The sequence below is a fragment of the Aquimonas voraii genome (assembly GCF_900101825.1).
GTDB classification, from domain to species: Bacteria; Pseudomonadota; Gammaproteobacteria; order Xanthomonadales; family Xanthomonadaceae; genus Aquimonas; species Aquimonas voraii.
In genome coordinates, this window is sequence record NZ_FNAG01000015.1 from 26,212 (window position 1) to 40,695 (window position 14,484).

Annotated in this window: 14 protein-coding genes; 5 read left to right on the plus strand and 9 right to left on the minus strand. The window is 66.1% G+C overall.

All coding sequences use genetic code 11. The features are described from left to right. Position 1 precedes the first annotated feature (1 nt). The 5 genes from BLP83_RS16210 to BLP83_RS16225 form a co-directional block, all read right to left on the minus strand. On the minus strand, positions 2–916 hold the full coding sequence (locus BLP83_RS16210) for a recombination-associated protein RdgC (RefSeq protein WP_091245286.1): 915 nt from the start codon (positions 914–916) through the stop codon (positions 2–4). Positions 917–945: 29 nt separating this feature from the next. Next, entirely contained in the window at positions 946–1,731 is a 786-nt protein-coding gene (locus BLP83_RS18440; RefSeq protein ID WP_143006735.1) for a hypothetical protein, read from the minus strand. Between the two features lie 114 nt (positions 1,732–1,845). Beyond that, on the minus strand, positions 1,846–2,730 hold the full coding sequence (locus BLP83_RS16220) for a prepilin peptidase (protein ID WP_425389024.1): 885 nt from the start codon (positions 2,728–2,730) through the stop codon (positions 1,846–1,848). After that, positions 2,727–2,969 carry a hypothetical protein gene (locus BLP83_RS18770; protein WP_176764241.1) on the minus strand — a complete coding sequence of 81 codons (243 nt, stop codon included), beginning with the start codon at positions 2,967–2,969 and terminating at the stop codon, positions 2,727–2,729. Before BLP83_RS18770 ends, BLP83_RS16220 begins: the two co-directional genes overlap by 4 nt. A 9-nt stretch (positions 2,970–2,978) precedes the next feature. Beyond that, a complete protein-coding gene (locus BLP83_RS16225) occupies positions 2,979–3,971 on the minus strand; it encodes a hypothetical protein (protein WP_091245295.1) in 993 nt (330 codons plus the stop codon). 241 nt (positions 3,972–4,212) lie between these two features. On the opposite strand from BLP83_RS16225, the gene BLP83_RS16230 reads away from it, so the two are divergent. Next, the gene (locus tag BLP83_RS16230; RefSeq protein WP_091245298.1) at positions 4,213–4,434 is read left to right on the plus strand and encodes a hypothetical protein; all 222 of its coding nucleotides are present in this window, start codon (positions 4,213–4,215) and stop codon (positions 4,432–4,434) included. 227 nt (positions 4,435–4,661) lie between these two features. After that, positions 4,662–4,958: a hypothetical protein gene (locus BLP83_RS16235; protein ID WP_091245301.1), complete on the plus strand. Its 297-nt coding sequence runs from the start codon at positions 4,662–4,664 to the stop codon at positions 4,956–4,958. 157 nt (positions 4,959–5,115) lie between these two features. Here the strand turns inward: BLP83_RS16235 and BLP83_RS16240 are convergent, their stop codons facing one another. From BLP83_RS16240 to BLP83_RS18775, 4 genes are all read right to left on the minus strand, one after another. Next, positions 5,116–5,328, minus strand: coding sequence for a hypothetical protein (locus BLP83_RS16240; protein ID WP_176764244.1), 213 nt, complete (start codon positions 5,326–5,328; stop codon positions 5,116–5,118). Between the two features lie 255 nt (positions 5,329–5,583). Continuing rightward, positions 5,584–6,546 carry an IS5 family transposase gene (locus tag BLP83_RS16245; RefSeq protein ID WP_091245308.1) on the minus strand — a complete coding sequence of 321 codons (963 nt, stop codon included), beginning with the start codon at positions 6,544–6,546 and terminating at the stop codon, positions 5,584–5,586. Positions 6,547–6,904: 358 nt separating this feature from the next. Beyond that, positions 6,905–8,149 (minus strand): exodeoxyribonuclease VII large subunit, encoded by a 1,245-nt coding sequence (locus BLP83_RS16250; protein ID WP_176764245.1) that lies wholly within the window; start codon positions 8,147–8,149, stop codon positions 6,905–6,907. Next, positions 8,092–8,931, minus strand: coding sequence for a replication protein RepA (locus BLP83_RS18775; protein WP_176764246.1), 840 nt, complete (start codon positions 8,929–8,931; stop codon positions 8,092–8,094). The genes BLP83_RS16250 and BLP83_RS18775 overlap by 58 nt, the downstream gene beginning before the upstream one ends. Positions 8,932–9,606: 675 nt before the next feature. Between BLP83_RS18775 and BLP83_RS16260 the strand changes: the two genes are divergently transcribed. The 3 genes from BLP83_RS16260 to BLP83_RS16275 all read left to right on the plus strand — a co-directional run bounded on the left by BLP83_RS16260 (position 9,607) and on the right by BLP83_RS16275 (position 14,453). Beyond that, on the plus strand, positions 9,607–12,705 hold the full coding sequence (locus tag BLP83_RS16260; protein WP_091245318.1) for a helicase-related protein: 3,099 nt from the start codon (positions 9,607–9,609) through the stop codon (positions 12,703–12,705). Further along, positions 12,695–12,934 (plus strand): hypothetical protein, encoded by a 240-nt coding sequence (locus BLP83_RS16265; RefSeq protein WP_091245322.1) that lies wholly within the window; start codon positions 12,695–12,697, stop codon positions 12,932–12,934. Before BLP83_RS16260 ends, BLP83_RS16265 begins: the two co-directional genes overlap by 11 nt. A gap of 367 nt (positions 12,935–13,301) precedes the next feature. Further along, positions 13,302–14,453, plus strand: a complete 1,152-nt coding sequence (locus tag BLP83_RS16275; protein ID WP_091245329.1) for an AAA family ATPase — start codon at positions 13,302–13,304, stop codon at positions 14,451–14,453. Positions 14,454–14,484 lie beyond the last annotated feature (31 nt).

A 14,484-nucleotide genomic window follows, 5' to 3' on the forward strand; every position in this document is an offset into this window, starting at 1 on the left:
TTCAACTTGCGTCGACCCGACTCAGGCGAAGGATCTCTTCAAGTCGGTTCAAGAGCACTCGCAGCTCGCCGGTCATCAGTGCGAACACGGCGTCGATCTCGTCACGCTGCGTGTCGCGCTCGCCCTGCTCCAGGGCTTCCGTCGCCGCTTCGAGGAACTTCAGCTTGCGGATCACCAGATCCTCGCCGAGCACGAAGCTGATGCGCTCCTCGAACACTAGGGCGATCTGGAAGGCCTGCTTGCCACACTTCAGGTGTTCGCGCACTTCCTCGGCGCTGAGCTCCTGGCGACGGCACTTGATGATGGCGCCAGCGTCGACCGGGTCACGCAGCTCGCACTCTTCGCCGAGTACGAAACCTTCGGGCAGCGGTTCGCCGTCGATCCAGGCGGTCATCAGCGCGCGCGGACTGGTCTCGGCGTTCACCGGAACCGCCGGGAAGCTGCCCAGGGCCTCGCGGATCGCGGTGACGAAGGTCTCGGCGTTCTTGCGGCTGCTCGTGTCAATCACGCACCAGCCCAAGCTCAGATCGAGATAGCCCGAGCAGCGCGAGGGCCGCGAGAAGGCGCGCGGCAGCAGGTCGGTCAGCACTTCGTCCTTGATGCGCTTGCGCTCACGGCCGCCCGGGTTACGCCCTTCGTTCTCGCGGATGTGTTCGAGCTTCTCCGCAAGTACCGCGTTGACGACCGAGCCCGGCAGCAGCTTGTCCTCGCTGCCGAGCGTCAGCAGCAGGGCCTCGGCGACGCGATGCGACAGCGCCTGCTCGCCGCGCCCCAGCGGCGAGACGAAGCCGCGGGAGGACAGCTCCAGCGGACCGACGGGCTTCAGCACGTGCTCGGCGAGCTTGTCGTCAAGCGCCTCGAAGCTGTCGTTGATCGAAGTGGGGTAGCGGAACAGGGTCAGATTCTGGAAGAACATCGAAGCTCCGGTTGAAGTTCTGTTGGACATCACTCGATCACGGTCTTGGCAAAGTGCAACTTGCGCGCAGCAGGGCCTTTCCTCCGAGCAACGCCAGAGTCGATCAGCGCACCAACTCCGCGAGCGTCTGCGGGCTCAAAACACACGCGCCACATCCAGGGGTCATCGCTGGAGGAGCGCGGGCCGTGCGCGATTTCGAAGTCAACGAGGAACCGTGTCCGGGGACAGACGGGCGCCCCAGCATGGCCTGCCTGGCGGGCTTCTTCGGCGGTGATGGAATGGAGGCGGCGTGGCGTGGTTTCCTCGGTGCGGAGAACCAGTCGGCTCGCCCACACCGGCATGGACGACCACAGCGCGCGATCCAGCGACTGCGGTGGCAGCCGAGCAAGACAGGCCGCTCCTTCGTAGATCCGCGCGCCTTCGTTGGGACGCCAGCGCCCGTCGCGCGGCTCAAGCCGGAGCGTGCCCATTGGCGCCTTCGTGCGCCAATGCGACTCGGCCACCCACGCCAGATCGCCGGGCCCGCCCAGCGGGCTACGGCGGACGCGCTCCCCCAGAAGCGGGCGGCCCAGGGCATCGAGCGGCAACCACTGGTGGTCTGGACCTGCGACGAACTTTTCGACTCGGTCAGAGGGGCGCGGCTGCATCAGCAGCCAGACTTCCCGGCACCGGCCGGCAAGCACCCGCTCAACCCATTCGGCCGCGCGAGGCAGGCGATAGACGCGCACAGCCCCGGGGCGCCCGACAGTGCCCCGCACGCTGTCCGCCGTGCTGCCAAGCTCGACGCTGGCAGGATTGGGGTCAGCGAGATCCATGGGAGGGCTGCCGATGACGGTGCGGGGTCATGGAGCCATGATGACGAGGCGAATTGACGCCCATTGCCGCTTTGGGGGCAGTTTCTGGGGGGATATCGGGAAGTTCGCCCTATCTCAGGGCAGTCCCATCTGACGTGCCCAGGGACCGAGGTGGCTGGCGCCGAACAGCATCCAAACCCAGATTGCGGCGCCGATCGCCGGCCCGAAGGCCAGATGCGTATGGGCGCCCTGCCCCGTCCGACGCAGGTGGATGAGTCCGAGCACCGAGATCAGGCAGGCCGCGAGGAACACCACCGGCAGAATGGCCTGCGGGCCGAACCAGGCGCCGGCGACCGCCATCAGCTTGAAGTCGCCATAGCCGAGCCCTTCCCTGCCCGTCAGCAGGTGGTGCAGCCAGAACACCGACCACAGGCTGAGATAGCCAGCCGCGGCGCCCAGGATTGCTTGGGCCGGGTGGACGAACACGCCGTTGACCGAGAGCAGGAGGCCGAGCCAGAGCAGCGGCAGCACGATGGAATCCGGCAGCAGGCGATCGCGCAGGTCGATCCCGCTCGCCGCGACGAGGGCTGCGGTGAGGACGAGGCCCGCCGCCGCCGCTGGCGTCGGTCCGAAGTGGTGCACAACGAGCGCGAAGAGAAGGCCGGTGCCCGCCTCAACCAACGGGTACTGGATGCTGATCGACGTCCCGCAACCTCGGCAGCGGCCGCGCAAGGCAACCCAGCTCACCACCGGCAAGTTCTCGAACCAGCGAATCGAGTGGCCGCAGCTCGGGCACGCTGAACGGCCGTGGAAGAAGTTCGGAGGGGCTGGCTCGTCGAAGGAACGCTCCAGCAGCTCGTGCGCGTCGCGCCGCCACTCCCACTCCAGACGGCGCGGCAGGCGGAGGATCACGACATTGAGAAAGCTCCCCACCAGGGCGCCCAGCACCCCGGCACACAGCAGGGTCAGTGCGGGATTGAGCGCGAGGGTCAGTTGCAGCGCGTGCAACGCATCGGTCACGGTGACGGCCCTGCGTGTGCGCGGATCGACTCGCGGGCGCGTTCGAGTTCGGGGAAGCCCTCGGCGCAGACGTTGAGGGCTTCGAGCAAGGCTGCCCATCGCACCGTCGGATCGGGATGGCGCAAGCGCGTGGCCAGCAGGCACTCAGGGGCCCGCCGCGGCACGCCGGCAGGACCGAGTTCCGCGGCGGCGAGCAGAGCCCAAGGGCTCTGCGGCGAGACGTGCGCGATCTGGATCATGGCGTCATTTCAACAAGCGGGGATGACCGGCAGCACCTTGCGGATCGGCAGGCTGCCGCTGCGGCCATCATTCAGCGACCAGCTCACAGTGGCGCGGTCGCAGGCCGCGAAGTCCATCGTCATGGTACCGAAGGGCTGGGTGTTCACCGTTGTCTGCCGGGCAAAGGCGACATCCTCGGTCCGGTAGACAGTGAGTTGAACGCGCGGTCCGGTGAACGTGCCGAGAGCCGAATACCAATCGCGGGCGCGTCCGTCCGGCGTGCCGGTGAACCAAGCCACGGCCAAGATGCGTGCCGATTCATCGATGTCGAAGTAGAAGCCCTGGTTGCCCATCCCTTCCGTGTTCCAGGCACCAGCCATCTGGCGGCGAACTGTCGAGAGCGCCGGCGGGGGCGCGCCGTAGTCCGCCGCGTTGTACGCCGGGATGTCGAGTCGGACCGGGGTGGGTATTGCGGCGAGATCGAAGAACAGCGTCGAGGCCTGGTCGTCGTCGAAGGCGGGAGAGAGCCCGGTGCTGATCACGTATGCGGTCGTCGGCGTGAACAGGTTTCCGCAGAGCGCAGTCGTAGCAATGTTGCTCGGCAGGTTGGTGCGAAGCAGCGAGCTGTACTGGACGTTGTTCTGAACCATGGTGACGCGGCACGGAGCGAACGGCGTGCCAGAGACGGGGGAAACGGTGATGAAGAGCTGAGCATCACCCGCCGTACCGCAGGGCCTCCGCCACGCCGTGATCTCCATCTGTGCGCCTGCAACATCGCTCGCTCGCACGGTCCATTTGGGACCGGTGGGCTGCACTGGGAATGGCTCGGTCACGCATCCTCCCGTGAACTCCTTGGACGGCGCTACAGCGAACCCGGGGCGCTCAGTCAGCGCCTGGATCTCTACCAGCGCGCGCGTCTGCGCTTCGAGTCGCTCATGATCGATTCGCGCGAAATCAAGGGCGGCGGCAGTGTTCGCGAGAAGGAGGGTGGAGAGCGCGAGAGCGACGTTCTTTCGGAGCATGGCGACACCTCAGAGACCAGGTGGCGCAGGAGTGTGAGCAGTTGACAGCCGTGCGCACAACCGGTGTCGCCGACTTGCTTCAGAGGTTCGCGGATTGGCATGCTTCGTGGCAATTCGCCCTAGGGCGACCAGCTCGCCGGGCTGCTAATCCGGCACACAGGCCCGCAAGGCCACAAAACACCCCACGGGGACGCCATGTCCCTGCCGGGGCTGTGCGTCCCCTTTTTCTTTGGAGACGCACATGCTCGACCGCGATGAGATCCGCGCCTTCCGGCGCTTTCTGAACACCGCCAACCGCAAGGAACTGGTGGAGAGGCGCTCACACATCGAGCGCATGATGGCCCTGGTTACCCAAGGCACCGAAGAAGCGCGGGACCTGCGCTTCATGCAGCGCTTGATCCGCGAGGAGATCGGCGCACGAGCCGAGGTCGACGCCATCGTCGCTCGGCGGTTGAGCAAGTAGCACGAAGAGGCCGACCCCCTCAGGGGTCGGCCTCTTGCATTGAACGTCACGTGGCAAACGCCAGTAGCGCCAGACACAGCCGGTAACAGCATCCATCACAACCAAATGCAGTTCATCAGCATGAGCCATCCCGGCTGATGTGAAGCGCGTGGGTACTGCCGGGTGGTGGGACACCAATCGGAACATCGCACCTTCCGGAGCATACATATTCAAAACAGGAACTTATTATGCAAACCGATACCTATTCTTCCGAGCACATTGCTCACGAAATCATCGACATCCTTACTCGCGATCCAAGGGGCAAAGGATGCATGCAGCTCGTCGCGGCCCAGTGCCAGTTCGGCAGCACTAGGCTGTGCGACTTCAGGAAGGGCTTCATTTACGCACTCAGAAAGGACTGGATCAAATCTGGGTCAGGCTGGCTTTGCGTGGTAGTTCAGCCACGGCAAGAGCAGGACGAGGTGGATGAGGAGCAAGGCCTTGCGCACTCGGTTGAACCGGAGTCTCTGGATAAGCCCCGCTGACTGACTCCGCTCAGCGAAGCGCGCCGCTCTAGAAGCTCCATTCCCGCAACAGCGGCTGCATCATCCCCGACCGCCAGCGCTCGCACTATCTTGCGTTCGACCTGCGCACGCCCGCCCTCAACCATCCTCAGGGCCGGGTTGCCATCCGCCGGCCCGCTCACGCCGGGTCCCGCTGCGCGAACATGGCGTCTAGCCGCTGTGTCGCGGCTTCGAGCCTGGCCTTGGCTTGGGTATAGGCCGCCTGACCTTGCTCAGCGAGCGCGAGTGCTTCGTCGATAGCCTCGGGCGGCAGCTGATCGAGCTTGCTCACGCAGGTCGAGAGGGTCTTGTAGAGCGCATCGAAGCGCTGGGTGTCGGCGACTTCGCTCATGGGGTTCTCCATCTCGGGGATGCCCGGAGTATTCGTCCGGTGCGCCCAATCATCAAGCTGCGTCAGGGGGGCACTGCCGGGGTAAGAGTTTTCCTAGGGAACCTCTGAACAAAGCGCCCCGTCCAGCAATCGAGCTCTCTGCGACGATCTTTGATGTCGCTACTGCACTTCGATCTCGCGGAACTGGTCAGATCGCGCTCGTCAGACCCTCGTTTCTCTGCGGCTCGGGGCGAAATGCCCGAGTTGCAGACACGCTTATCCCGCCGCCGCCAATCGGCGGCGCGCCAGACTCAGGTTCGCCAGCGCGAACAGCACCTGCAGCTGAGCGGCGTTCTTGGCCAAGCCGCGGTAGCGCACTTTGGTGAAGCCGAACTGGCACTTCACCACCCGGAACGGGTGCTCGACCCGCGCCCGCATCTGCGCCTTCAGCTTCTCAAGCCTTTGCGTCGCGTCCTTGAGCGCACTCTCGACCATGCGCTTGAGCGCGCCGCGCTTGGCCGCGATGTGCAGCTGGGCTTTGCCCTGAACGTATTTCTCGGCGCCGGTGTAGCCGGCATCGGCATGCACGGTTTTTTCTTCGCCGGTCAGCAGCGCTCCGATCTGGGTGACGTCCGCCGTGTTGGCCGGCGTCGCCACCACCACCCTCACCAGGCCTGACTCGGAGTCCACGCCGATGTGGGCCTTCATGCCGAAGAACCACTGGTTGCCCTTCTTCGTCTGGTGCATCTCCGGATCGCGCGTGCCGGTGCTGTTCTTGGTCGAGCTCGGCGCGTGGATGATCGTGGCGTCGACCAGGGTGCCCGCGCGCATCTGCATGCCGCGCGCCGCCAGATGCGCGTTCACGGTTTCGAGGATCCTCGGCGCCAGCGCGTGCTTCTCCAGAAAGCGCCGGAACTTCAGGATCGTGGTTTCGTCGGGGATCGCATCGACGTTGAGCTCGAGCCCGGCGAAGCGCCGCATCGACTCGATCTCATACAGCGCGTCTTCCATCGCCGGGTCGCTCAGTGCGTACCACTGCTGCAGGAAGTGGATGCGCAGCATGACCTCGGGCGACATTGGCGGCCGCCCCGCCTTGCCGCCCTTCGGGTAGTGTTCGCCGACCAGTGCCAGCAGCGGCTGCCACGGCACCACCTGCTCCATCTCGGCCAGGAACCGCTCACGCCGCGTCTGCTTCTTCTTCGCGGTGTAGGCAAGGGAGTCGAAGGTCGTCTGCTTCATCGGCCGAACAATCTGCGGAGATGCTGCATGGTAGCTGGCTGCGGGGATAAATCAGAGCTTCCCTAGCACGCTACGCGCTGGAGTCCGACTGCGCCGCGTCCGGCAGGCTGGCAACCTCACCACCATGAGCTTGTCCCGCAACGAGTTTCTTGATCAGTTGGCTGTGGCCATCGACTCCGGCGATGGTCGAGCCCGCGCGATCCTGCCGATGTTCCGTCACCTGTTGGCCGAGCTCGAACGAGACGCGGCGGCAGGGCGTCTTCCGCCTGACGGCCCTGGCCAGTTAGCGCACACATTTGCGCGTCGCCTTTCGACGGGTCGGGACCATAGCTCGGCCGCCGGCTGACGCATTTGGCACTCAGCGCTCCGGCTTGAGGGTCGCTTCGCGAGCCCCGTCCATCCACTGGATGACCACTTGGCCAGGCGCCTCCGCAGCGATCTTCACCACACGCCCATGGGTGTCCCGCACGAGCGCGAAGCCACGCGTCAGCATGCGGCGGGGGTCAAGCGCCTTCAGTTCGCCGCGTTGTTGCTCAAGGCCGATCATCGCGGCATTCAGATTGGCCTGCGCCAATTGATGGAGTCGCCCGTAGGCGCGCTCCAGCAGCAGCGGCGCCTGATCGACCCGCTGCCGCGCCTTCTGTTCCAGCTGCGCCCGCGCGCGATCCAGCCCCTGCCCAGCCGTCAACAGCCTCGTCTGCGCTTGGTTGAGCAGCTGGGCACCCTGTCGCCCGAGATTCGCCTCGCACCGTGCGAGGCGGGCCCTTACTGTCTGCTCCAGCGTGCCTTGAAGGCCGGCGAGGTCCGACGCCGCCAGGGCCGCGAGGCTGCGTGCCCGTCTCTCCGCCTGCGACTGCAGCGCCGCGAGCTGGGTGCTTGCCTGGTCGCGCTTGCCGCGCGCTGATTGGGTCAATCGCTGCTGCTGTGCGTCCAGTCGCGACCGGGCTACTTCGACCTTGCTGCTTGCCATCCGTTGGATCTTTCCTGCGTTCTCGACCGCCGTGCGGGCGCGCTCTACGATCACCCGGCGAATGTGCCCGATCACCTTGCTGGGCGTATCGAACGCAAGGCATGCCACCTCATCCGGCAAACCTCGATCTCGCTCGTGACCGACTCCCACCATCACCGGCACAGGCGCGTCGCAGATCGCCCTGCCAATCTCATAAGCGTTGAGCCAATCGAGATCGAGCTGCGCGCCGCCGCCGCGGATCAGTGCGATCGCATCGAAGGGCTCGGCGTGATGGAGGGTGGACGCTGTCGCGATGGCTTTGGCCACCGAGATCGCAGCGCTCTCGCCTTGGAACACCGCAGCAAAGGTCTTGATCTCAAGAAGGCCAAGCCGCTGCAGGATCTCCCCATCGCGCATGAAGTCGCCGAGGCCGGCGGCGCCCTCCGGAGCGATCACCGCGATGCGCGTGAAGTCGATGGGTGCCGGCAGCGCCTTGTTGCGTGCCGCAAGACCCTCAGATTCGAGGCGCGCCAGAAGTCGCTTCAACTTGGCCGCGAGTTCACCCAGCACGAAGGATGCATCGAGATCGCAAATGCTCAGGCTGAAACCGTGGGAGGGATGGAATTCTGCGGTGACCTGCACCAGTAGACGCATGCCGACCTGCGGCGGCCCGCCGACAAGATCGGTGAGGGCCTCAGTCGGAGGCCTGCGTCGCATACATCGACTCGGGCACCCTCGTAGACGCGCAACACATCGGCCAACGCCTTCAAGAACGCTGCCTTGAATTGGCGCGGCTCCTTGTACTCGGCGCCGAACTGCGTCGCCAGCGCGCCCCAAGGGATGAAGGCGTCCTTCTTCAGCTCGTGTAGGCGGTGCGGCAACCAGATGGCGATGTCGATGCGCATTGGCGACTTCTGGAAATGCTTGAGCACGCGCCAGTCGAGGGGCACTGCGCTGGTGCAGATCTCGTCGAAGAACTTCTGGCCTAGGAGCAGCCTCGACTCGAACAGGTCCTGCTGGCGGGAATTCGCGTGCGGCTGCCACCAGGTCGCACTCTCCTCGATGGGATCCCAACCCTTTGAGACCGCATGCACTTCGGCGTCGCGATAGACGACCTTGAAGGTCGCATGGGTCAGTCGCTGCAGCTGCTCGCGAAGGCGGGTGATGGTGCCGTTCTTGCCGCCGGTCATCGCCATGCCGAGCTTGTCGCGCATGAACTCGCTCACGTTGTGTCCGAGGCTGATTTCCCGGGAGCGCTTCGTGACGACTTCCGAGGTGATCCAGGCGAGCAGCAGGCGCGGCAGCGAGCCATACGGCAGACCCCCCGCATCCGGCGTGGTGGTCACGACCAGCGTCAGATTGCCGTTCGTGCGGCTGTAGGTCAGGCCCTCCGGCTCACTGTGGGGCAGGGTGGCTTGCGCCAGCACCCGGGCCATGTAGGCGAAGCTGCCCGCCTCTCGCGGGGTCTCGGACCAGATGTTGGCGAGCTCGGCGGTGCGCCTAGCGATGATTGTCGCGGCGCGATCGCGCTTGGGGCGGGCAGGCAACAGAGAAGTTTCGGTGGCTGTGTTCACGGGGAGCAGGGAAGGCGGGGCACAGGCGACCCACTCTAGGGGGCGCAATTCCGTCCCACTTCCCGATAGGTGGCGAAATCGGGGAGATATCGCGAAGTGCCGCGCATAAACGGTGACGCCCTGTCTCCGCCGGCTGTCGCGCATAAACGGTGACGGCTGCGCCCCCAGGCTAGGGTGGATAGTCCGGGACGCGCAGGTGGGCACGCATAAGCAGTGACGGTTATCCCCCAAAGCCTGTGGATAAGCCAGGTTATCCACGCATAAACGCTGACGTCGGGCCGGATCGTGCGGAGACCCGCGCCAATGCCTGCGATCCGCGGAGGCGGAGCAGAGTTGTCCACGCATAAGCGGTGACGGAAGCACGCATAAACGCTGACGTTCCTGCGCATAAACGCTGACGCGGAATCTTCTGGAAGCAAGGCGGAGCAAGGCTTTCCGGGCCCCCTCCTATAGTTACCTGTAGTTCTACCTTTAGAAGTCCTGTAGTAGGGGCCCTGCGCATGTGGACAACTGCCACGCTCGGGGGATGCTGCGGGCATGATGACTCCCGCCCCCTGGTACACCCTCTCGTCGATCCAAGGCCGCGGTGCCCATTGCCGACCCGGCTCCCTCGCTGGACTCGCAGCCGCGCGCCGCGAGAACCTGGGTGCCTTCTACACGCCGCCCGCCGTCGCCGCGATCGCGTGGACCGCCGTGCGGCCCTATCTCGACGCCGTCGCGGCTACAGGGCGGCGCGCGCAGCTCCTCGACACCAGCATCGGCACCGGCCGGCTCCTGCAATGGGCCGACCCCGAAGCGCACGCGATCACCGGCTGCGATGTCGACCCCGAGCCGCTGGAAGCACTTGGCGCCGCAATGAAGGCCGCCGGCTTCGACTTTGAGCTGCGGCGCGCCGGCATGGAGGTCGTCCAGGCGTCCGGGTTCGATGTCGCGCTGATCAATCCGCCGTTCTCGCTGACCTTGAGCAGCCCGGTGATGGCCTACAACGCCGCCTGCGGCCACGGGCCCTTCGGGCCGGGCACCCAAGCCCTGTCCCATCGCTACGCGCTCCAGCAGGCGCTGGGCGCGGCGCGCGTGGTCGCGGCCATCCTTCCCCGCAGCTTCGCCGAGACGCTGCACTCGGAAGACGGCGCAGAGCGTCTGGCGGCGCTGCTGCACCTGCCGGCGGGCGCTTTCGAGGACGGGGGCACCGAGGTTGCGACCAGCATCGCCGTTTACGGAAACCTGAAGCGCCGCGGCGAGTTGCGGAGCGTCGTCCTGCGACGCGGCCAGCCAATGCCGACGTTGGCGCTCGACCTCGGGCCTGCGGCCACGAGCGCGCGGACGCGCTTCGTGGTCGACGGTGTCGATCCCTCCGAGCCGGCCATCACCCGACCTGTCACCGGCAACGCGCGCGTGCGAATCGTGCACAGCGGACGCAAGCTCAGCCTGCAGTTCCACTGTGGCCTCGTCGAAGCGAAGGTTCTGAACACCTTGATGCGCCATCGCCTTCAACCGATTGAAGGGCTGCGCCGGCCGTCAGACTGGGTGTATGCCGGCGAAGGCGTGTTCGATGTCGAGGCCTACCTTGCCCAGACGGACCCGGTGGGCGCGCTGCGCGCGGTAGCCAACCAGCTTCGGGAAGCGGGTGGACACCCGGAGTTCGCCCCGGGCCTCCTGGAATACCTGCAACGCAGGACGCGCCGCGCGCGCCGCGAGCGCACTCCGTTCCGGCTGGAGGTGGCCAGCGCCTTCGCCGCCGTCGAGCGAGTGCAGGCCACGCCGCGCCGGTTGATGCAGATCGATCCGGACCGTTGGGGGAGCGCGGTGCTGCGCCCGACGCAGGCGGTCGAGTTCGAGCGGCAGGGCACCCAGTGGGTGTATGTGCATCCCAGCGGGGAACGGCTTGTGCTGGAGGATGCCGCGCTGTCGTCCGCTTTCGACGTGCAGACCGGGGCAGGCGGTGGTGGCGGCCATCGCGTGGTACATGCCGGGCGCGAGGTCGAGTTCCCTGCACTCGCCCGCCATGTCCGCGCGGAGATGGCGCGTCGCGGGGTCGCGGACATCGTTTCCTGGGGCTATCAGGCCTCCGACCTGGTCGAACTGCGCATGGGCCGCGGCGGCGTCGCGGCGTGGGACATGGGATTGGGCAAGACCCGTCTGGCCATCGCCCTGTGCCTCATGGGCGGCCTCCACAACCTCATCGCCGTCGAGGCCCACCTTGTCCCCGAGTTCACGGACGAGCTCAAGGCGACAGGCCTTCCGCCGGACAGCTGGCAGGTCATCGAGTCGCCGGCGGAGACTGAAGGCCTGCGCCGCATCAACGTGATCGCCTACACGCGGTTGCGTCGGCCGCTCCGCGAGGGGCATCGCAAGACCTACGCGCAGGCCCTGCGCCGCCGCATCGCGACACTCGTCGCGGACGAGGCCCATCTGCTGCGCTCACCGGACACCGCTCAGACGCGCGCTCTTTGGGCGCTGTGCCCCCGCCGCCGCTACGGGCTCACCGGCACGCCCATTCCCAGCTACCCGCGCGACCTCTTGTACCTGCTGCGCTGGGCGGGCGGTGACGGCACTGCGATACAGCCCTACGGCCTGGCACGCGCCTTCATGGAGCCGTCGGTCTTGTGGGGCCAGGGGCGGTTGGAGCGCGGCGTGGACGTCTTCCGCGAACGCCATGTGGTGACGGAGTGGGTGACCCACGAGTTCGAAGACGGCCTGACGCGCGGTGGCAAGCGTGAGGTGCCCAAGCTGGCCAACCCCGACCTGTATCGCAGCTGGGCGGCGCCCCTCGTGAAGCGCCGCACCCGCGCCGAACCGGAGGTGCGCCAGTACATCGCGCTGCCCGCGGCCGAGCGCCACGTCATCGAGTGCGACTTCGATCCCGCGCACCGCGCTCTGTTCCTCGGCGTGGCAGACGAGTTAGCGCACTGGTGGCGGGAGCGGCGTGCCGCCGACGGCGCCGATGCGCGCCGGATCAACATGGTCAGCCTGTTGGCCCACATCGGTGCAGTCGAGCGCGCAACCAACGCGCCGCAGCTGGCGATCGGCCAGTGGGGCCGGCTGGCCGGGCCGAGCAGCAAGCAGCGCCTGGCTGCCGAGCGGGCCATCGAGTGGGCGGGGCGAGGCCGCAAGGTGATCGTGTTCGCACAGTCGCCGACGACCCTCAACGTGATCGCGGCTTTGATTGCGGCAACGACCGGGGAGAAGCCCGTCGTGGTGACGGGTGAGCGGGACATCGAGACGCGCACCGAGGAGATCAATGCGCGTTTCCGCCGAGGCAGTTGCCCCTATCTCGTTGCCACCTACGGCGCAGCGCAGACGGGTCTCAACCTGCCCGAAGGTTCCGTCGTGATCCGCGCCGCGCGCGCCTGGACGCACAAGACCGAGGAACAGGCGGCCGCCCGTGTCATGCGCCCACAGCAGCGCGAGCGAGTGGTCATCGAGGATCTCGAACTTCGCGGGTCGATTGACCCCTACCAGCGACAGATGACTGCGATGAAGGCTGCGGCTGCCGCAAGTGGCCTAGACCACCTCGATGCGGACGATGAGGCGGAGTTCGAGCACTTGCACACGATCATCGATCGCTTCGTCGAAGCGGTCGAAGCCGAGACCGGCCTAAAGCGACGAGACCTGAAGGAGCGACATGCAGCCTGACCGAAGCCCCTCGCTGTCCCTGACCGTTGGCGATGGCTATGTCACCGTGCGCACCCGGCGCGGCAGCCGAACCCGCGTGGCCCGCATCCTTGGCGACGAAGCCACGCGGGAGGGTGGCCGTCGCATCACCCTCGACCGCCTGATTCACACCCCGGATGACGATGCTGACGGCTTCAAGCTCGAAGGCTGCGTCGTGACGGTGCTCGTGCGCGAGGCTCCCGGCTCATGAGGGTGAGTACCGCAACCGTCCTGACGGTCGCGCTCGACCGAGAAGGGCAGGGCAGCTACTGCGCGTTCGCCCTGCAGCCCGACGGCGGACGGGTGCGTTGCGGCACCGTCCTGGGCCGACATGGGGTCTGGCGAGCCGAGCTGATCGGGCGGTCGCCGTCCGTGCGCCTCCGCTCGCTCAGCGACGCGGCCAAGCACCTGGTGTCATGAACCTGCGCTCAAGAATTCCTGCGCGTAAATTACGAGTCGACGCAAAGGGACGCCGTAAAGCTTCCAAATAGCCCATTTGGACGGACCTTGCGGGCGCACAATGAGCGGGTTAGAGTGCAGATTCCGTAATTTACGGGACACGCTGAAGGAGGCCGTAAATGACGAATCCTGTCTTTCATCGCCCGCAGCTGGCCACCGAAGTCGCGAACCTCGCGCTGGGGCGAAACGCGTTGGGGCGTGCCGGGGCTGGTGTGTTCCTGGCTGCTCCGCGACGCACCGGCAAGACGACCTTCTTGCTCCAGGATCTGACGCCCGCCCTCCGCAGCGAAGGCGTCCACGTGATCTACGTCGACCTGTGGGCCAACAAGGAAGTGCCACCCTCCGAGCTGATCGCGAACGCCATCGCTCGTGATCTCGCTGAGACGCAGGGTGCCGCCGCCAAGATTGCAAGCGCGATCAAGGCGGTCACCATCCATGGCGTGAGCTTCGACCTGCACGAGGTTGGCAAGAAAGCAGGCGCCACGCTTGCAGAGGCGTTGAGGGAGCTTCAGGCAACGCTTGGCAGGCCCATCGCGCTGATCGTCGACGAAGCCCAGCACGTTGTCGCGGAAGGCAAGTCGATGGATGCCATGTTCGCCCTGAAGTCTGCGCGCGACACCCTCAATGTTGATGGCACCCGGAAGCTGCTGCTGATCATGTCAGGATCGGATCGAGACAAGCTGCTTCGGCTGGTGAACACGCCGAGTGCGCCCTTCTTTGGCGCTCAAATCCACGACCTGCCTCCTCTTGGGCGCGACTATGCTGCTCATGTCGCCGGACGTCTGGTTCAGGCGCATTCGCGCTTGACGATCAGCAACGACGCATTGGACGTCGCGTTCGACCGATTTGTTCGCCGGCCTGAGCCTTTCGAAGAAGCGATCGGGCTTGCCGCGAACCCCTTGGCAGGGCCTGATGCAAATTTCCACGAGCGGCTTGCTGCCGAAGCGGACAAGTACGAACGCATGCTCGATCAGGAGCACGAGGAAGTGTTCGCGGCCCTGTCTCCCTTGGAGGCAGCAGTTCTGCGCTGGGTTCTGGAGCACGGTCCTGGTGCGCGCCTCTTTACGCAGGATGCTCTGGCTTACTACGGCGGGGTGATCGGAAAGGCAGTGGGGGCTGGCTCAGCGCGCGATGCCGTTCAGTCCTTGAGGAACATCGAGCCGCCCGTGCTTTGGAAGTCCGATCGAGGCGACTACGCGCTGGAGAACACCGACATGCTCCGCTGGTATCGCAAACGCAAGGATGCTGGACTGTGGCCTCCTGGCGGATAACGCCAAGGGACCGATACGGTCCAGCGGGGAG